General features: G+C 45.3%; 13 protein-coding genes and 1 pseudogene. 2 read left to right on the forward strand and 12 right to left on the reverse strand.

Translation table 11 applies throughout. From position 1 onward, the window contains the following. Nucleotides 1-207: 207 nt before the first annotated feature. The gene (locus tag T357_RS0113005) at nt 208-435 is read left to right on the forward strand and encodes a type II toxin-antitoxin system MqsA family antitoxin (RefSeq protein WP_031553418.1); all 228 of its coding nucleotides are present in this window, start codon (nt 208-210) and stop codon (nt 433-435) included. 105 nt (nt 436-540) lie between these two features. Here T357_RS0113005 and T357_RS19355 read toward each other — a convergent pair whose 3' ends face one another. The 6 genes from T357_RS19355 to T357_RS20405 form a co-directional block, all read right to left on the reverse strand. Then, nucleotides 541-1,521, reverse strand: a complete 981-nt coding sequence (locus T357_RS19355; RefSeq protein WP_044916936.1) for an NAD-dependent epimerase/dehydratase family protein — start codon at nt 1,519-1,521, stop codon at nt 541-543. A 195-nt stretch (nt 1,522-1,716) separates the two neighbouring features. Continuing rightward, nucleotides 1,717-2,712 carry a type I phosphomannose isomerase catalytic subunit gene (locus T357_RS0113015; protein ID WP_049962420.1) on the reverse strand — a complete coding sequence of 332 codons (996 nt, stop codon included), beginning with the start codon at nt 2,710-2,712 and terminating at the stop codon, nt 1,717-1,719. 224 nt (nt 2,713-2,936) lie between these two features. Continuing rightward, entirely contained in the window at nt 2,937-4,250 is a 1,314-nt protein-coding gene (locus T357_RS0113020) for a sugar phosphate nucleotidyltransferase (protein WP_031553426.1), read from the reverse strand. A gap of 341 nt (nt 4,251-4,591) precedes the next feature. Then, nucleotides 4,592-6,820 carry a thiamine pyrophosphate-binding protein gene (locus T357_RS0113025; protein WP_031553430.1) on the reverse strand — a complete coding sequence of 743 codons (2,229 nt, stop codon included), beginning with the start codon at nt 6,818-6,820 and terminating at the stop codon, nt 4,592-4,594. A gap of 799 nt (nt 6,821-7,619) precedes the next feature. Beyond that, nucleotides 7,620-8,387, reverse strand: coding sequence for a sulfite exporter TauE/SafE family protein (locus T357_RS0113030; RefSeq protein ID WP_031553433.1), 768 nt, complete (start codon nt 8,385-8,387; stop codon nt 7,620-7,622). A 155-nt stretch (nt 8,388-8,542) separates the two neighbouring features. Continuing rightward, nucleotides 8,543-9,805: a hypothetical protein gene (locus T357_RS20405; protein WP_049962421.1), complete on the reverse strand. Its 1,263-nt coding sequence runs from the start codon at nt 9,803-9,805 to the stop codon at nt 8,543-8,545. Nucleotides 9,806-10,711: 906 nt separating this feature from the next. Between T357_RS20405 and T357_RS0113045 the strand changes: the two genes are divergently transcribed. Beyond that, complete coding sequence (locus T357_RS0113045; protein ID WP_044916938.1) at nt 10,712-12,058, forward strand: ATP-binding protein; 1,347 nt, start codon at nt 10,712-10,714, stop codon at nt 12,056-12,058. Between the two features lie 111 nt (nt 12,059-12,169). Here the strand turns inward: T357_RS0113045 and T357_RS21820 are convergent, their stop codons facing one another. The 6 genes and pseudogenes from T357_RS21820 to T357_RS21480 all read right to left on the reverse strand — a co-directional run. Beyond that, nucleotides 12,170-13,891 (reverse strand): Wadjet anti-phage system protein JetD domain-containing protein, encoded by a 1,722-nt coding sequence (locus T357_RS21820; RefSeq protein ID WP_031553440.1) that lies wholly within the window; start codon nt 13,889-13,891, stop codon nt 12,170-12,172. A 267-nt stretch (nt 13,892-14,158) separates the two neighbouring features. Next, nucleotides 14,159-17,422: an ATP-binding protein gene (locus T357_RS0113055; protein WP_031553442.1), complete on the reverse strand. Its 3,264-nt coding sequence runs from the start codon at nt 17,420-17,422 to the stop codon at nt 14,159-14,161. 148 nt (nt 17,423-17,570) lie between these two features. After that, a complete protein-coding gene (locus tag T357_RS0113060) occupies nt 17,571-18,230 on the reverse strand; it encodes a DUF4194 domain-containing protein (RefSeq protein ID WP_031553443.1) in 660 nt (219 codons plus the stop codon). A gap of 154 nt (nt 18,231-18,384) precedes the next feature. Further along, entirely contained in the window at nt 18,385-19,818 is a 1,434-nt protein-coding gene (locus T357_RS0113065; protein WP_155991441.1) for a Wadjet anti-phage system protein JetA family protein, read from the reverse strand. 287 nt (nt 19,819-20,105) lie between these two features. Next, a complete protein-coding gene (locus tag T357_RS22355) occupies nt 20,106-20,345 on the reverse strand; it encodes a type III toxin-antitoxin system ToxN/AbiQ family toxin (protein ID WP_031553448.1) in 240 nt (79 codons plus the stop codon). Between the two features lie 78 nt (nt 20,346-20,423). Next, nucleotides 20,424-20,659: pseudogene (locus tag T357_RS21480) on the reverse strand (IS4 family transposase); the annotation flags it as partial.

Consider the following 20,659-nt stretch of genomic DNA (forward strand, 5'->3'; position numbering starts at 1 on the left):
AGATTTTTGCACTTAAAATCTTTGGTTTCAGCTTCAATCCAAAGTTTTTTCTTTGGGTTGGAACCGTTTTTTATCTCAAATATATCCTCATTGGCAATCAGGTAGTTTTTGGGTACAATACACGTAGAGAATAATCTTCATTTCGATATATTGACCTAATTTAGTTTGGTGGAAAATAGATTTTAAAACAAGGAATGAGGTAAAATAATGTGCAATGCTTGTTTTGCCAACAATAAGATAAAGACAACGACTACTTTTACAGTAGAATACAACGGAGGCATTATCGTTGTACGTAATGTTCCATGTTTGGAATGTCAAAAATGCGGAGAAATCACTTTTACTGATGATGTAGCCGAACGTTTGGAAAAAATAGTTGCAGCAGCCAAAACCGTTTTACAAGATTTCTCTGTTATAGACTATTCAAAAGTCGCATAAGTAACAAATAAAGCGCAAAAAATACCAAGTCAAGGTTAATCTTACCTTTACTTGGTATTTTTTTATTTAATATCAAAAGGAGCAGTTAACCTCTCCTTCTTCCCTTCAACCGGCTTCGAGTTCCATTCTCTTTTTCTTCACGAGTTCTCCGATGCCTGCTTCGAAGGATATTTCCTGGTGGAAGCCGAGACGCTGGAGTTTAAGGATCTCGGGAGACATGTTTGCGGCGCCTTCAGCATTGTTGCTGCGGGTTCCGAATTCGAGTTCTGCTCCGCCGCCGGCGATTTCATTCATTTCCTGAACGAATTTCTTGAGCATTCTGGAATCACTGCCTGCAATATCATAAACGTCTGTGCGGGTCTCATCCGACTGTAGGAGAATGCTTATGGCTCTTGCACAGTCTCTTACTTCAAGGTAATTCCATCTCTGTGCACAGGGTCCGAGTACCACAGGTGTTCCCTTAAGGGAGCCTTTAAGTACTGTGTTTACAAGGCTTGTCTTGTGGTCTCCGTCACCGTAAACGCTGAAAATGCGTGTGTGAAGGAACTGCATTGGCCTCTCATCATACATCTGGGAAAGGAGGCTCTGCTCTGTTGCCCAACGTCCGAATGCACGTTTTGCCTTTCCGTAAGGGCTTATGGGTCTTGGTGAGCGGTGGTTGCCGTCGCCGTACTCTGCCTGGGATCCTGCGAAGATGAACTTCTGCGCTCCCAGAACCTTTGCCATGATGTATGCTTTCTTGGCATTTTCAATGTTCTGTATCTGAATATCTGTGTTTTCTCTTCCTGCGGATCCGATTCCGTCCCAGGCGAAGTGTACCCAGGCATCGATGATGGGCTCATCGTTTTCGTTTCTTTCAAGGAACTCTTCAAAATGCTCCTCGCCAAGCTCCGCTTCCGGAAGCTGGTCAAAATCCATGTAAACTGTCTGATACTTTGGTTCTTCGGTGATGCCTCTTTCCTCAAGTACATCCTGATTTTTGCTGTCAGGTCTGACTGCTCCTATCACCTCGTAACCTTCGCTCAAAAGCTGTTTTGCTGTGTAAACGCCCAGAAAACTGGTGACGCCGGTAATGAGTACTCTCATTCGCTACTCCCCTCTTTTAAACATTAGCCCCTTATTTTTCGCAAAGCGAGAGACTAATGCCTATGCCGGATATCCACACAGGACCTCTCCAAAATCCAATATCCGTCATATCCCCTCTTTATTCGCGGATTTAAATCGCTCATATGAACTTAATAATAATCATTTATGCGAGTTTGACAAGTAAAAATTACAAACTCAACAACTGACATTCAAAATTTGTGCTTTGCCGTGGAGCTTCATGTTTTCGCTGCCGGCGGGGATGAAGATGCAGTCGCCTTTGAAGAAGTTAATGCTGAAGTCATCTCCGTAGAGGACGCCGCAGCCGTCGGTAACTAACAGGGCATGAAAGCTGTTCTCTTCTGCGCGGAATCCGGGCATCTGGCGGCCTTCGGTGTTTAGAAGCCAGCGCTCTACCTGGAAATATTTGCAGCGGGTGAGAAGCTCGCTGGCGCGGCCGTTCTCGTACTTCAGAACTCTCATGGGCTGGCGCGGCTTGGAGCTTGCCTTGAGGTTTGCCACCTTCAGGGCCTTGTCAATGTGAAGAGGTCGCTTGTTTCCGTCCTTGTCCACGCGGTTGTAGTCATAAAATCTGTAGGTAAGGTTGCTGCTTTCCTGGATCTCCGCTATCAGGGCGCCGGCGCCGATGGCATGTACGGTTCCGGATTCTATATAGAAGAGGTCGTTCTTGAAGATCTTCACATGGTTAAGGTGTTTTTCTATCTTTCCGGTTTCGATGCCTCTTCTGACCTGGGCCTCCGTAACGTCATGGCTGAAGCCGTAAACAAGCTTTGCCCCGGGCTTTGCGTCGAGAACATACCACATTTCGGTCTTACCAAAGGAGCCGTTTTCATTGGCAAATGCATACTCATCGTCGGGGTGAACCTGCACGGACAGGTCCTGCTTCGCGTCTATGAGCTTTATAAGGATGGGAAGCTCCGGCTTGCCGCCCATGGTTTCCAGGGGGTGGGTGCCGAGATATTCCGGGTGCTCACGAAGGATTTCCGTCAGCGGCCTGCCGTCCTCGAGGGTCGAAGGGCCGTCGGGGTGCGTGGAGCAGACCCAGGCCTCCGCAAAGGGGTTAATGTCTATATTTAGATTGAAATCGTCATTTAGTTTTGTGCCGCCCCAAAGGTAGTCCTGTGCGGCCGGCTTCAAAACAAATGGTGTTTTTTCTTTCATAATCGTCCTCATACCACCAAGTTACATCGATGGCATAAATAGTGATGGAATATATCATTCAGATTAATCCACTCATCTACAAATGCATGGTTTGTACCGTATCACGGATGTCAATCTAATCGGCTCTGTAAATGCATGTTTTCGCAGTTTATCTCTGACAGGAAGATGCATATCTAAATGGCTTCATTCCAACGTTTAGTGCCTCAGCACATACATAGATGAATGCCAATATCCCATTACAATTCATATTTCTTCTTATCGCCGACATTGATGTCCTTGCCGAGCTGGACTTCGATGAGCTGCAGACCTTCGTCGCCGGCGATGACGGTGTGCTTCGTGCCTGCTGCCATGGTCACCACGTCGCCGGGCTTGATAGGCTGCTCCATGCCGTCAACGATGGTTTTGCCGGTGCCCTGAATGACGTTCCAGATCTCGTCGCGGTGCTCGTGGGAATGATAATTCATCCTATGACCTGGCTTGAGGGTCGCCTTGATGGTCAGAGAATTTTCCTCCACGTCAAGGATTCTGTAGGTTCCCCAGGACTTGTCCGCGAACATGATCTGCTGGTCAATGGCGTCCACGTATGGCTTGATCTGAGCGCTCTGCTCCTTGTCGGACACGAGGATGCCTTCGGGGCTCGCGGAAATCACCATATCCTTGAGGCCCATGCCGAGGATCGGGATGCCAAGTTCGTTGATGATGTGAACATTGGCACACTGATCGTTCACCTGACCGTTTCCGATAATGTTTTCGTCCATTACTTCGGTGAGGGTGTTCCAGGTTCCGACGTCCTTCCACTCGCCTTCGTAGCGCACCACCTCGATGCTCTTTTCGTTCTCAACGACTGCGTAGTCAAATGAAATCTTCCTGAGGTTCTCATAGTCCGAGAAGAGCTCGGCGTAGTCTGAGGTGCCGAGAAGTTCCTTCGCCTTGTCGAGAACGTAGGAAAGCTTGTAGGCGAAAACGCCGCCGTTCCAGAGGGCGCCGGCCTCGATGTATTCCTTCGCCTTTTCCTCGGTGGGCTTTTCGGTGAAGGCGTAGGCAGCATTACCCTCCTCGTCTTTTATGGGCTTAATGTAGCCGTACTTGTCGCTGGGGTAGGTGGGCTGAATGCCCATGAGGACCAGGTTCTTGTCGCCTTTTTCTGCCTTTTCGTAGAGCTTGTTCACGCACTCGAAGTATGAGAAGTCAACGTAAGGGTCAACGGGGCACACTACTACTGCCTCGTTTTCCGGCACCTGCTTTTCGTCGTGAAGGTAGGCGGTGGCCAGAGCGATGGCTGCAAATGTATCTCTCCGGCATGGCTCCACACTGATGCCAACGTCGTGGCCCAACTGGTTATGAATGGAGGATACCTGGGATTTGCTGGTGGCGATGGTCACTTTGGCCTCGGGGTCTACGGTTTTGATCTGGTCGTAGATGCGCTGGACCATGGAGGCGTACTCGCCGTCTGATTTTTTGAAGATCTTTATAAACTGTTTGGAGCGGATGTCGTTGGAAAGGGGCCAGAGGCGCTTTCCGCTGCCGCCGGATAATAAAATTATATTCATGTGTGGTTCCTTTAGTCTTTGATAACAGACGGAAATGCAAGGCTTGCGCAACGGCCCACGAGATTGAAAGTACATCCTGTTCCGAGTGTTCGCCCCCGATCACACTGACGTGTGTCTGGGTCGGACACTCAGAACAGGATGTTCTTTCAATGGGCAAGGAGAAAATGCCATATAAATGCGCTTCGCGCGGGCATTTTCGTTTGATTTCGGCTTACGCCGAAACAGCCTCGCCGCCTGGGGGCATCAGCATTTCTTGCGAAACGCTGATAAGGCAAGCCTAGTTACACATCCCTTGCATTTCCTGGTTATTTAAATGGTTATTGGTAAACAGAATAATAAAACTAATTTACCCTTTTAACAAGCATAACTTTGTTCATCTCATCGTCAGACAAATAGGGGTCCATGTCCTCAAGTGGCGGGCTGACGATGGAGCCGTCGGGGAGTTTCTTCGCGGCGGACTTCGGGAGGAACTGCTGGGACATGGTTACCATGATCTCGCAGATCACGGGGCCGTCTGTGTCGAAGGTTTTCTGCACTGCGGATTCCAGGTCCTGGTTGTGCCATACCCTCATGAAGGGGTAGCCGTAGGCATGGGCCAGCTTTTCCATATCCGGGAAGCTCAGGTCGTTAATGCCTTCGACGCCGGAGTCAACGCCAATTCCTACAAGGGGCTCTCCTTTGAACAGGTTCGACTGGGTCTGTCTGATGGAGTGGTAGCCGCCGTTGTTGATGAGGAATATCTTTATAGGAAGCTTGTGGCTAATTATGGTCTGAAGCTCCTGAAGGTTCATCTGGATGGAGCCGTCGCCTGTGAGAAGGATGATGTCATGCTTCTCGTATGGCGGGTAGGTTTCTTCTTTTCCGGTCCAGTACGGGTCGCGTATTTCTGCCTGAAGACGCTCATCCACGGTTTCATGGTAGGATGGGTCGCCGGAGGCATTAACGGAATGGACAGCTACTGCTGCGCCGATGGCTGCCGGGAGGCCGTATCCCATGGAGGCAACGCCGTCCTGTGAGATGAAGCGGGTTCCGTTTTTAATGATGTAGGCCTGGCCGCCGGCTACACAGGGGGAGCCGTTGCCAACTACTGTTACCTGGCCGGGCTCTGCCATGCGGGAAATGACGTCCACAACGGCGTAGACATTGGCACGGTTCTCAGGGTCGTCCTGTTTGTCGGGAGCTTCGCTGTTTGGTGTGAAGTGCTCCGGAAGGACGGTGGGGTAGTTTTGTCTATAGAAGGCGCAGGTCTCGAGCCAGGTGAGGTTGGAGGCAGCACCGCCAACAACTTCCTTTGCTTTTTCTGTGTGGCAAATGCTTGCGGCATCCTCGCGGTTCATGCCTTCGCCGCCCTTGAAAAGAGGGTTGTCTCTGGTGACGCCCATTTTGTCAAGCTCATGGAGCAGAGCCTTGAGGAGCGCTCTTGCATCTGCGTGAACCGGGAGATCGCAGTGAACTGATGGCTTTCTGAGCTCATCTGCGTCGATGTCGTTTACGATAACGTAGGCTTCTCTTGCCCAGGTCGTGAAGTTGTAGCCTACCTGACGGATGTTGAGTCGGGAGCCAATGCTGAGAATCAGGTCAGAATTCTGTACTGCGATGTTTCCGGGGCGATCGCCTCGTCCACCGGGGCGTCCAACGTAAAGCGGATCCTCTGTGGGGATGATGTCGGGGGCATTCCAACCGACTACTATAGGGATGTTGAGTCTGTGAGCAACCTCAAGGAAGAGGGTTTCTGCTCCGGCGATGCGGATTCCGTTTCCTGTATAGAAGATAGGGCGCTTTGATGCTGCCACCTTCTCCAGGATCTTCTTCGGGATAGTCGGGTCAAGTGAAGGTACCGGCTTCTCGCGGTCTGCGGTGTTTCCGTCTTCGAAGCGGAGGTGAGGGTTATTGTCAAGTACCGCTTCGCCATCCTGTACTTTACTTTGAGATAGCGCTGAACTTTTATCCAGAATTTCGGATTTACGCCATCCGTCGCCGCCTGCCTCGTAATCCTCGGGATCGAAACCCACGAGGTCGTCTGTCTCGATGAAGGTGCCCTGAACGTCAACAGGGATATCCAGCCATACCGGTCCGGGGCGGCCTGTCTGTGAGAGATAGATGCATTTTTCTACTGCGTAGCGGACTCTCATGGGGTCGCTGAGCATCTCGGCATACTTTGTCATGCAGGTGATGGACTTGGTAATCTCAAATTCCTGATCACCCATAGCCCTAAGGCGGGTACCGTTCTGTTCATGTGCCCAGCGGGCGGTATTGTCATAACGGACCTGACCGGAAACCACGATCATGGGGATGGAGTCGAGCCATGCGCCCAGAACGCCGGTGATGGCATTGGTTCCGCCGGGGCCTGAGGTCACGCAGAGAAGAGCCGGGCGGTTATATATACGGGCATAGGCTTCTGCTGCCATGGCGCAGGCCTGCTCATGATGCTGGTAGAGTGTGTGCATGCCTTTCTGGTGTCCGAAAGCATCATTAAGGTGCATGGCGCCGCCGCCTGTAACAGAGAAGTTTTGGGTGATACCGTTTTTTACAAGTGTTTCAGATATGTACTTCGCTAGTTTTATCCTCATTTTGTTCTCCATTCTGCTGCTTTTCGGGCAGCTTTATTTTCCGATGTAATTCATTCATTCCATTTTAAGATATGGGGCCTCTGTGGCGCAACCTTAAAATTTATACATAAAATAATGCAAAGGATCTGTAATTGGGTGATCTCCCTTTTTATCCTTATTCTTATTAATTTAAGTTAAGCCATAAATTTTTAGTTTCTAATCGTTATCTTAATATACGAACTCAAATATTTTGTATTCAATCGCCTTACAACGGGTGACTCAATTAGAATAATTTCGGATTTGAGGTCATGTCTGCAGCACTCATCGGATGACCCAAAAGGAAGATTCCTTGAAGTTAAGTCAATCAGGCACCTTGTGGTAGATGACCCAAAAAGAGCAATATTGGGTTTTAGGTCACGTTTACAGCGGCCATCGGATGACCCAAAAGGAAGATTCCTTGAAATTAAGTCAATCAGGCACCTTGTGGTAGATGACCCAAATAGAGCAATACTAAGCTTGAGGTCATGTCTACAGCACTCATCGGATGACCCAAAAGGAATATTTCATGATATGAGGTCAATCCGCTACCTAGTGGTAGATGACTCAAAAAGAGCAATACTGGGTTTGAGGTCATTTCTAATTATAGTTGTCCAAAAATTGGGGCAACTAAAATCTTTTGTGTCCTTGACAAGGGGTACAATTCAAAAAAATAACTCAAATATTTTGTATTAACTCAAAAAGGAACTCAAATGATTTGAGTTCCTTTTTGAGATTTAAAATTTATAGAATGTTTTCTGATGAATTTCTAGTTGGATTTGCATCATACAATATGCTCTACGCCGATTTTTACAGCAAGCAGCATCAGTACAATCATGATGGACGGACGGACGAGTCTGATGCCGTTTTTCATCATGAGGCCGGCGCCGATGTAGTTGCCGAGCATGTTGCAGAGAGCGCAGGGGATGCCGAGGGCGAAGAGGGTGTTGCCACTCATTATAAATATGACGAGGGAGGTGATGTTGGTGGTGAGGTTAATGGCTTTGGTCTGGCCGTTAGCACTCTTTACGCCGAGTTTAGCAAATACTGTGAATGCAATTATGAGGAAGGTTCCTGTTCCGGGGCCATAAAGTCCGTCATAGAAGCCGATGATAAGGGCTGCCGCAACGGCGGTGATGTAGGTTCGTCTGTCCGGAACTGCTTCAGTGTCTCCGTTATCTTTGAAGAGATTTTTGTTAATAACGATGAAGGCTGTCACCGGCAGCACAAACATGAGCACGGTAACCAGTACCTTCTCGGGTATATGGAGACTAAGTCTTGCGCCCATTGATGAGCCAATGATTGCTGCCACTATGGAGGGCACTGCGATTTTCCAGTTGATGAGGCCCTGCTTAATAAATCTCGCGGTGGCGACTGTGGTTCCGCAGGTGCTGGACAGCTTGTTAGTGGCTATGGCCATGTGTGCCGGGAGTCCCGCCAAAAGGTAGGCCGGGAGGGATATAAGTCCGCCGCCTCCACCGATGGAATCCACAAATCCCGCAATAAATAGAAGCGGGCAGCAAATCAGATAGGTTGTTAAAGTCAATTCCATAATCGTTTCCCTTACTCTTATATTAACGATTTTTAATTATATTTTTTGACGTACAGATGCCGATCTAATCGGCTTTCTTGTGTTATTGAATTATTTGCCAAGAACATTAAAAAAGCGGGGGGGTAATCCATTCAGACAAATTTTATGTTCTATACTTACCGAAGAAACAGCTTCCATATCCTCGATTTATCAAATAGCACGATACACACATCCATGAACAGATGGGCAATGAGGGTGCTGACCAGGACGCCATTGGCCTTAAGCAGGAAGCCCGAATGGAATCCATACCAGGTAACTCCGGCTGTATACGCTCCCATTAGTATAACGAAGGGGAAGTTTTTTACAATACCTGTGATGTCACTTTTGAAGCCTTCCCAGGTGACATCGAAGTAGAAAAGACGGCCAACTACCAGCATTACGAAGTATATGATGAGGCTTTCGTAGTTGTAGCTTTCGTAAATGAACCTTATATATAGAAGGATAAACACCACGTAGATGGAGCTTACGAGTCTCATGGAGGCTCTCTGCTTGGCATCGATATGGCGCATGGGCACTAGGATCCGGTCAAGGATTCGATTCAGAAGCATTGACAGAAGCAGGAAAAGTAGGAGCAGCCAGTCCTTGTAGTCGTTCCACATGGCGTTAATGCTGTCCACGTTTATGCGGTCGCCGATGATGTAGTACAGCGACAGGAGCAGCAGGATCGATGTGCTGGCGAATACCAGCTCGTAGAAGGATTCGATGAATTCCAGCGGGCGGCGATACCTGAAGTCCGGGGTTCTGCGGCGGGGTAATCTGCGGCTTTGATTCATACCTCGGCTTCGGCTAATGTTTCGGCCTCTACTTCTGCTGACGCTCCGGCCACCCTGATCCATATTTCGGCTTCTGCCTGAGCTTACACCGTCTCTTTCGCTTCGGCCTCTATTCAGACTCTGACTATCGTCAATGTTTAAATCCCGAATTCTTTCATTAGTTCTTCCAACTCTTCTTCCGATGGTTTCTCTATGTCTTTCTTCGCCATCTTCCATACCAATATCAGATTCGGAAACCCTGGAGATGCTTCGGTTTATGCAGGCCAGGTTTCTGCGATTTGTTTTAACTTCTGAATCTTCCTCGTCGTAGAAATCATCTGAGTCATCATAAATGTCATCCTCATCTGATTCCAAATCATCACCAATTGTATTTCTTTCAGATACATGGCGTGAAACCCGTCGAAGATTTCCTTCAGAAATTTCATCAGGGTCATCTAATTCTTCCTGATCTTCTTCCGGTATCTCCTCCGGGTCTATTTCCTGCCAGATTCTGGCCGTCATAAATATTATCCCCATAACAATGACAAGTCCGGCCAGGGATACAAGGAAGAAGGATATGGCCATGTCCTTATCAAAATAGTGCTGCGCGTAGTTTAAATATTCCATTTAATTTCCTCAAAAATAGAGCTCTCAACCTACAACTAAAGTACTTATATTTTGAAATAGTCTTCTTATAAATAAGCAGCTAGTGTTTTCACATCGCACAACCCTAACACTTGGACCGTTCCCGGTCAATGAACTTTAATTAAAATTCAGTTAATTTTCATAATCTGGGTAACAGTTCAGCCGGCAATGGTTCGCGAAGACCGTGGTCGACTCTTTTCCCCACCATCCGGAGTTATTGGAACCACTGATTGACCTTAAAACTCAGAATTCAGAATATAAGTCAATGTAACCCGCCATTCAGGATGACCCAAATCCTGATTACCTGAAATTGAGTCAATGTAACCTGCCATTCAGAATGACCCAAATCCTGATTACCTGAAATTGAGTCAATGTAACCTGCCATTCAGGATGACCCAAATCCTGATTACCTGAAATTAAGTCATTATAAGCTGCCATTCAGGATGACCCAAATCCTGATTACCTGAAATTAAGTCATTATAAGCTGCCATTCAGGATGACTCAAATGCTGGTAACCGGAATATGGGTCAATGTAATGCCTTGTTCACTGCAAAAATAAGGCATCCTGGCTGAACTGTTACTAATCTGGAAGTGTCTACTTTAAGTCCGGACTGTCTGAATTTATTCCATTGCTGTCTATTTTTATTCCATCGCTGTCAATTTCAATTCCATCAAGGGCAAAAACTGGCTAAAAATTGTCCTTGATTTTTGCACCGGTTTACTGGCTAAAATACGAATTGGTTTTATTTTTGTCAAAAACTTCGCTAAAGACTTTGTTTTTTTGTCATTTTTTGCATTTTTGCATTGTATTTTTGTCATATCTTTGTTTTTTTACATTGTATTTTTGTCACCACTACTTTATCATATTTTATACAAGGAGTAAAAACCATGGAATTAAGAAGAAAAGTAAGTGAAGATATCAAAAAATGGTATAAATCAAATAATAAGGCACTGCTGATAAAAGGTGCCCGTCAGGTAGGCAAAACATATGTTGTCAGAAATGTTCTGAAAGAGCTTGGAAATAAGTACTATGAAGTTAACCTGATAGAGTCTCCGGAAGCAATCGATGTGATCATGAAGACTACTGATATTGATGACTTTATATTAGGATTATCTGCAATTAAAGATATGCCTTTAGTTAAGAAAGAAACTGTAATATTCATCGATGAGGTTCAAAAATGCAAAGAACTTGTTACACGAATAAAGTTTCTGGTCGATGAAGGCAGCTTTAGATATATATTGAGTGGTTCTCTTTTAGGTGTAGAGCTTACAAATCTGGAATCTGCTCCTGTGGGATATATGACAACTATTGATATGTTCCCGTTGGATTTTGAAGAATTCCTGCAGGTAACAAACATTACACAAAACATTATGGAACATCTTAGGGAATCTTTTTTTAAAAGAATGCCCATAATGGATACAGTACATTCAAAGTTAATGTCTCTGTTTCGACAATATCTTGTGGTCGGAGGGATGCCTGATGCAGTAAGTACATTTGCTGAAACGCGCAACCTGAATGATATAATACGAATTCACAATGATATCATAAATTTATACAAATTGGATTTTACACGTTATGAATCCGAAGATAAAAAACTTCAGCTTATAAACCTCTATGAAAAGATTCCGGCAGAGTTGCTAAAACAAAACAGAAGATATGTTGTGACAGACGTAAAAAAAGGACTTCGATTTGATCGTATTGAAGACTCCTTTTTATGGCTGAATAACTCAGGAGTTGCACATTCTGTTTATAACGCGACAGAACCAAGAGTTCCTTTGAAGGCAAATATTAAACAGAGTTTGTTTAAGCTGTATTTGTCCGATGTTGGAATGCTTACATCATTGTATGGGATGGATACAAAACGAAGAATCATTTCAAATGATCCCCACTTAAATGGTGGAGGAATATTTGAAAACGCGGTTGCTCAGGAATTAAAAAGTAAAGGATTTGATTTATATTATTATAATTCAAACAGACTTGGTGAGCTGGACTTTGTAATAGAGTATTTAGGTGGAAGCTTTCCGCTGGAAATAAAGAGTGGCAAGGATTATACCATTCACTCTGCCCTTAATAATTGTTTAGCAAATGAACAATATGAAATGAATGAAGCGTTTGTTCTTGCGGACTGTAATATCTCTAGCGAAGATAAAATCACCTATATGCCTATATATATGACAATGTTTATAAATAATGCTTCTAATGAAGATGTACTCTTAGAAAATATAACTTTTTAATAATTACGCTGATAATGAATAATTTGCGATCAATAGCAAGGAAGCAAAAAAGTACCTATGTGACTTTTTTGCTTCCTTTTAATAAAATGTAGATAATGGCGCAAATGTGGCTCATGAAATGTGTGGCACAGGTTGGAACTGGCTCATCCAGCTGATGATCTCCTGTTCCAATTTCAGGTTGTTTTCCAACATATAGCTTATAACATCTGTGTATTTGCCATAGGACAAGAGATTTTTCGCCTTTGTCCTGTCGTTTTCTTCAAGGTGCTTTCCGTAATCAGCATAGGTTTTTAGTTCATCAATTCCCATCCAAAGTGGGCTAATGTCTATGCCGGTTCCTCTACGCAGGCTTTCGAGAATATAAAAGCCGTCGGGATCGATATCTCCGAAATGGAGCCACTGCTTTTCGCATTCGTGATCCTGATATATTTTCTGAGGTTGCTTCTCCGTTTCTCGTTCCGCATATTTTTTATGCAGTTGCTTCTCGGCTTCCTGATCATTGTTTATCTTCTGAGAATTCTTATACCTCTCATCTTCCTGATCTTTGTATATCTTCTGTAAAAGCTTCTGTTTTACCGTATTATGATATCCACTTAGATAAATATAGAAACTATCATTTCTCGCGGGCAATCTGTTGAAGGATGTGAGATTTTCAACAGTTATAATCTTTTCACCATAGATTTTAATCCTTTTCAGCTTTCGCAGGGTTTCCGATGAAAGGGCCAGAGGATGCTTACAACTCAAATGTAGTTTCTCGCCGGATTCATCAAATCGCGGAGTTTCCGAAAGCCCCTGAGGATGCTCACAGCTTAAATGCATCTTTTCTCCGGAGCCTTCAAACCACAGATCTCCATCGCCCTTCAGATAAACATAGGAGGGATTTGCAAACACCTGATATTCTTCAAGGATTATTTGCTGTTTCTCCCGTTCGTCCTCTATCTCATCCCAGCTTTCATTCTCCCATCTTTTGTCATATCGAGTCAAAAACCTGCACACACGGGTGCGGTATTGCTTTTCAAATGTCTTGCTGTCAGAAAGCACCATGATAGATAGTTCCCGCTCCAGGATATCCTTCTTATTGGTAATTACAGCTTCTACCAACTTAAGTACTGCTTCCGCCGCCTCCCGTTCGATGGAGCTTCGGCCATCTAAGGATGCTTTTTTTCCGAATTCCAGGCGTTCAAGCTGCTCCTTCACGAAGAGGTCGATCACCGGATGTCTACCAAGCCAGCTTCTGTAGAATCCCTTTTCTGTCTCCCTTAATTGATTTTTACTTTCGCTCCCGAGGATCCCATAGTAAAAAGGTATTGTTTCTGCATTTGCTCTAATAGATTGTATCTCCCCATTCTTCCAGGAAAGAGTTACAAGCTCCACCCCATTTGATGACGAAAAATGTCTAGCTTTCTCCACATTTGCTGACAGAACGTCTTCAGGCTCATTTCCGTCTGCCTCAGAAAAATCTTCAGGCTTCCCCACATTTGCCGGCAGAATGGCTTCCGGTTTATTTCCGTCTGCCTCAGAAAAATCTTCAGATTTCCCCACACCTGCCGGCAGAATGGCTTCAGGCTTATTTCCGTCTGCTTCAGAAAAATCTTCAGGTTTCCCCACACCTGCCGGCAGAAAATGTTCCAGCTCTTCCATTTCCTGATGAAAGTTCCTGAGTTCCCCGGGGTCAGCAAAGTCGCTGTAGTACTCGCGGAAGACAGCATCGGGGCGGATAGAAAAGGACTGATTGACTTTATTTTCCCCCGAATAGGTTTTACTTCTTTCATATTTGTTCAGAAGAAGGCTCAGCACCCTCCTCTGATACTTCGTTATTTCTTTTTTCTGCATCTAGATACCTCTGCAAGTCATTCAAACACGTGGGTATACCATCCTGACTCCACAAGACTCACCGCGGAATAGATTTAAAATCCAATTCTCACGACACCTTCACAGTCCCTCGACCACATGTGTATACCGTCCCGACTCCACAAGACTCACCGCGGAATAAGATTTAAGTGCCATTTCTCACGACACCTTCACTAGTCCCTCAGCCACATGTGTATATCTACCCGACTCCACAAGGCTCACCGCGGAATAAGATTTAAGTGCCATTTCTCACGACACCTTCACAAGCCCCTCAACCACATGTGTATACCGTCCCGACTCCACGAGACTCACTGTAGAATGTATATATGAGCCAATGCTTGCGATCTTCTCAGGCGGTGCTGCGTAAATTATCTGGAAGTTGTTTTCCTCGAAATACTGCACCATTTTCTCGATTCGTTCCTTTGACAATGCTGAGAATGCCTCATCAATAAAGCCGAGGCGCATACAGCATTTGTCCTTGGGATAACACTGGAGGAGTGACGCCGCCAGAATGATAAAGTAGGGTGTCTGCTTTTCTCCGTTGCTGGCGGAACCCTGCTTCTTTGACAGTTCTGCCTGCATTTCCTCCTTGCCCTGACGGCTGGTTATCTCCATATCGTAGGTGAAGTAATTTCTGTAATCCGTGTACTCAGACTCATCTTCACTGTCAAGGATCAGATCCATAAACTCTTTAATGTCACGTTCCATTTCCTCATCGTTACGGAGAGAGTTCATATAAACCTCAGGATTATCCATGTAGGCATTGAGCTTATTGGAGATGCGGAAGAATACCTGTCTGTCGGGCTTTTCTTCCATAATAAATTTATAAGTATCGTTTCCGAAAGGTATCTTCCTGAGTTCCCGGTTAATGTTGTCCATTTCCTCTCTTGCGGCTGTAATCTTTTCCCTGATCTCCGCCACGAAGTCATTCATGAAGGCGCTTTCCAGCTTGCCTGCCTGTTCCTGAAGGCTTTCCGAAGCTCTTTCGATCTGAACATTGGCAAGATCCTGGTAAAGCCCACGATAATACACGATAAATGCGGGACCTCTTCTGTTCATGTCTCCACCGGCGATACGGCAATAGGCTATCTGGATGTCCTCCATGTTTTTAACCAGGGTATTCTCAACTTCGTTTCTAAGCTCGTTAAGGCGCTTTTCTGTCACCACGATGGAGCGGCCGTTTCTTTCTCTGAGCTTTTCATACTCGGACAGCATTTCCTTTTTCAGCTCGAAATGTTCACGCTCCAGCTCAAGATACTGGTTTTCAGCCACCTTCAGCTTACCTGAAAGCTCGAACTGATTCTTTTCCTCGTGTGCAGTTTCATTTTTATTGACAATGATGTCCTGCTCCGCCTTTTGTCTGATGCTGTCTGCTGTTTTTACCGCAGCCTGAGCGGCCTCCTGCTCCTGAAGGATCGCCACGAAGTCAGGATTGTTCTTAAGGTCGCTGAGGGACTTCTCAAGCTCACGCTTCTTCTCGGACTGTTCAGCATGGAGCAAAGGTGCATTCATCTTATAGTGGTCTTCGTTGAGATCAAGCTTTTCCAGTTCGTCCTTATGCTCCCTCAGGACTTTAAGCTCCTCTTCCTTATGCGCAAGCTCTTCCCGGAGCTGTTCCTCCTGTTTCTTCGCTTCCTTTAACTGTAGTTTTATGGCGTCCTGTCCGAAATATATCTTCGTTTTCCGGATATCCATGTTGGAAAATGCATAGCTCTTTGCGAGACCGCCGTCCTCCATGAGACCGCCTTTGGGGAAATCATGAAGCTCCTCAAGATCTTTGCAGAGGTGTATTCCGTTTAAAAGGTAGTTCACATACCTTCTGGCGTAAACATTAGGCACAGTAAGAATGCCGGCGGCGGAGCCTTCCTGAGCCTCCGTATCCGGAAGCTTGTCAGTGATCACAACTGTGGCAGAGTAGTTTCTGGAACTGTGGAGAACCTCCATGGCGCGGTGACAGTATTTCCCGTCCACTATGATGAAAAAACGTTTTCTGCCCAGGAAGGTTTCTATGGCTCTCCGCCATTTGGGCTCCTTCACTTCGGATACAAGCTCGGCAAGGAAACGGACATCCGTATCGATTCCGTCTTCTGCAAATGCTTTCTTAATTTCTGCTTTGGCCGCCTCTGCTTCCTTTGGATAGGTCATTACATTGTTTTCGAGCTGACGAATGGTTTTCGCAACCTCTATCTTCTCGTCCTGAAGCTCCTTAACCGCGTCACCAATGTGGACAAGATCCGCAGATATCTTCTCCTTTTCCTGAGTAAGCTGAGTTTTAAGAGAGAAAAATGCTGATAACTTCCGGTCCGCTGCAATCTCAGGGTTGGAAAATGCTGTCCCCACCCTTCTGTCGTCCTCATTTAGATCCGGCAGCGCCCAGTTAAGCAGTGCCCCGATCTGCTCCTCAAGTTTAGTGAGAGTTGCTATATCCTTTTCAAGATCACTGAGATCCCGGCTCATATTCTCAATCTGGTGCTCCAGGCCGCTTAGCTGTGACTGCATGTTCTGGAAATCCTGATTACTTCTGCAGATTGTGAGACGCTCGTTGGCAGCATTGTAATCACGGAGGGCGATTTCGTATTTGGCTTCCAGGTCCTTCAGCTGCTTCCTTAAAAATTCGGCCCTCCGGATACTCTCCTCCTGCTGCTCCCTTATGGCCACAGTATCCTGGTATCTGAACATCATCCTTCGGACATTGTACCTGCGAAGCTTCTCTTCATATTCCTGCACTACCCGTTCAAGCTCTTCCAGCTTCTTTTTACCCTGACTCAAACGTTCATAAAGGGCTTTTATTTCTTCGAATTTCTGTCTCTGCTCCTTGAGATTTGCAAGTGACTGAATGTTTCCGGCGTCGAAAACGCAGTCCTGGATGAACTTGTCAATGTTATTCTCCGGGTTAAATGCCATCATTTTCATGATCTTCTGCCTGTAGGTATGTACATCGGAGCGGAGTCCCAGGGTTCGGAGCAGCTGGCTTGTTCCTTCTTCTTTTCTTTTAAACTCGGAGGCCTTAATCAGTTTTCCATGGACGTGAAGTTCATTTTTCGGTGTTACATAAAGATTTCCGTCTTTGATTTCACAGAAATTCGCGTCTTCAAGACGGGCATCTCTTATTACAAACCAGTTCTGTACCTTACATTCTGTGCAGTTGGGGGATTCCATGACCACCCCGCAAAGCTGATACTGTTCGTCTACAGGTGACCAGAACTCCATAACGATGTAGCTTATAACTGCTTTATCTTTTCCACGAAGATACCGGCTGTCCCCATTGCTCCTGGTATCCCCGCGAACGTAGGCAAGGACACTTCTGTCACGATCCTTTGCTGCTGTATTGAACTTGGTATTGCCGGTCAGGAGAAATGTCATGGCATCCAGTATGGTGGATTTACCGGACCCGTTGATACCGGTAATGAGAGTTGATCCCTCAAGTCTGATGATCTCCCTCTGAAATCTTGACCAGTTTATAAGTAAAAGCCTGGAGGCGGTTTTTCTGTTTAATGTTGTCTGTTCTTCCATCACAATGTCTCCTTGTTAACATCACCCACTGCGAAACTAATTTCCATAGAGCATGATGATTCGTGCCGGTTTTTAATCAAAAACCGCTGCAACTTTGTATAACATATTCCTATTCAGTTTCTCAGAAATTCAAATAATTTCTAAAACTCTAGGCCATATCATCTATATCCTCTTCATCGTCGTCAGCATTGAATCCGGATTTCCTTTGAAGCATCCGGTCTGTTGCATTCTTCAAAAATGTCTCAAACTCGTCATCGTTCATGCAGTAAAGAAGCGACGGGAACAGTGCGATACGGCAGTCCGGGTCTCCGACTTTTCCCACCACATCAAGGAGATTGTATTTCTTAAACAGCTTGAGGCTCTCGCTCATGGTTGTTTTATCGATGATATCCTTTACTCCGAATTTCTCCAGAGTGAAGTTTAGGTCCATTACCGAAATGAATATCTTTCGCGACATGGTGCCGGAATGGATCTTGTCATCATATATGGTCCAGATGGCACAGAGGAGGAGACTGTCTACCTTTCTAAGCATTAACCTGTTGGAGCCGACGCGCCCAAACTCGCCGCCTTCGTCCAGGTTTCTAAGCATTATCACGCCGTTTTCTCTGTCTACTATGAGGTCGAAACCGATGTAGCCGAGGTACAGGCTTAGAGCCTCTCTTTGGTTGGATACGAAATAGTAGAGCTTTTTGCTGTCTTCGTCCTTGTCTCGGACGATAAAGGTTGTCCTCAGAAGTCTTCTGGCAGCTCTTTGAAACTGATCCTTCTCACCGCCGGTAAACTCATCCCAATATTCATGCATTTCCATTGCAGATCCCCTTCTCTCTCACTAGCATTTGTTTTTCGCCATTTAACACTGACATACGAATACAAAGCTAATTAACTCATTTCATTATTTATCATCTATAGGCACATGTTCTTACGCCGCTCATCACTGACATACGGATGTCGATCTGACCGGCCTAAACATTAGCCCTTTTCTTTATTGTGAACTTCCTGAGAACAAATTCTCCCTTGTCTTCATACTCCGGTTCCTGATCCATGATAATGTCATAGCCATTCTGATCGCCATAGGCCGCTGCCGAAACTGCTGCCAGAACGTCTCTCCTGCTGCTGAGGGGAAGTTCCTCACTTGTCATAGTTGTGCGCCCCTGAAGCTGCTGCTCGATGTACTGCTTCATAAGCTCTCTTGCGTAAGGGTTGTAAGCTTCGTGCTCCTGCAGCATACGGGCTCTTTCCCTGTCCTCTTCTGTCATTTCCTCATACAGATCAACTGTAGCTTTTCGAATGGGCTGGGCTTTTCTAGGGTATCTGAGGGACTGAAGATCCATGAATTCCTGGGAATCCATGGCAAATAATGAAGTCATCTCTTCGGGGATTTCCTCCTTCATTCCCAGGGATTCCATCTCCGTTGCGATATATTTCAGAACCTGCTCAACTTTTCCACGGGCGTCTGCTTCTTTATTCTGTATGAACCTGGCACGTCCTATGGCTATGTCAAGGTAAAGGGTTATCTTGTTTTTGATGTCTCTCAGGATCTCGTCATAATCCTGATTAAGGAAACGGTTTGTGTTATCTATGAGGTCAATGACAAATTCTTCCGCTTCTGATTCATTAGCCAGTTCTTCTTCGTCAAAGCATCCGATGACAAGCAGCTCGAACAACTCTTTGTTGGTTCTTAACTGCCGCAGCTTCTTGTTGATGCTCTGCCTGTAGAGATGGATGTTTGACTGCTTTGTGAGACGGGCATACTCGTGTATGAAATTTCCGGTGGAATATTCCAGAAGATTGTTTGTCAGGCTTTCCAATGTCTCCTCGTGAACCATCTGCTCGATGTATTTCTTCATATAAGTAGAAAGCCGTTTTAAAGATTTCGCCAGGGCTTTGGCATTTCTGTATACTGATTTCAATGCAAAGGCATAGGGGTTGTCCTGCCACTGTTCCTTATTGTTGAGAGTGTTATAGATATCAAAGATATAACTTGCAAACTCGGCCTTTTCCGGGCGTTTCAGGTTCATCAGGAATTCAGCAAGCAGGACGCCCTGTTCGGTCATGATTATCTGACGTTCATAGGTTACATCATCTATTTCTTCTTCCAGCCATCCTATGTTTGAATCCAGGAACTTGTAGATGATTCGGCTCGCGATGTCGTTGGGAGACTGGTCATTTACCTCATCCAACGCTTTGATATGATTCTCCGCAATATATATCGCTATGGCATCACGGATCCGGTCTCTGGGTATACGATAGGAAACTTCACGTTCGTATTCACGGAAGATAAGCTCCAGGCAGTCTGCATAGATTTGATTGTTACTGTTGCTGGCCAGCAGATTGAAGAAGCCGTTAGGCAATTGATTGAATAGATTATTAACTGTTGTCATCTTGCGAAACCTCATTTTTTACTGCTCCTATCATAACAATTTTCTAACGGGTTATGAATAGTAAAGCAGATTCGGGTTGCATTATTTTGTACATGGCTCCAGAGCACAACGAAAAACCCCGGAAACACATCGGTTTCCGGGGTTTTTGAATTCTTTTCGATTCTTCGAAGATTATCTCTTTGAGAACTGTGGGCATGGTGAAAAGCTTGAAATTCCGCCATTTTCAGAAGTTTTTGCTTATTACCTGTTTCTTACCGGAAGCAACCCAGGGATCTCGGTGACGACAGGAATGCGGAATTATATTAATTACAATATGAAATACAAGCCTTTTCAAGCTTGCTAAAGTCATTAGTCCTTTTAGCTAATGGTGTATTATCACCATTTCTCAGCTTATGCTTATATACAATATCTGCATTTTTCAATATTCTATTTCTTTGCCTGTTGATTTCTCTGCTTTCAGCCTGCAATAAGAACCTATAATGCGGATCCTTGGTCCCATTAACATCAACAAGATGAAATTTCTCATTCGGCACAGGAATCATATTATTTACTTAAACTTCCCACATAAATAGTGGACATCGTACCTTGAAAACTCTATATTCTAGACTATAAAAATACAATTACGCCACTTTGTAATCACTTGTCAGAGCATCCTGCATATATTCAGGCAATCTGAAAAAGAAATCCTTATAGATTTCTTCAACCTGTTCGTCTGTGATATGAAGTATGTTCTTTATACTTGCAGTCATAGCCTCTACGAGTATGAAAAGAGAATGTTGGAATGTAATGTCTTCCATTTCCTGTAGCAGTACATAGAAGATTTCTCCTATCGTACGTTCGTCCTGATCTTTTCTTT

This window comes from Oribacterium sp. FC2011 (assembly GCF_000701645.1).
In the GTDB taxonomy this organism is placed as follows: Bacteria; Bacillota; Clostridia; order Lachnospirales; family Lachnospiraceae; genus Oribacterium.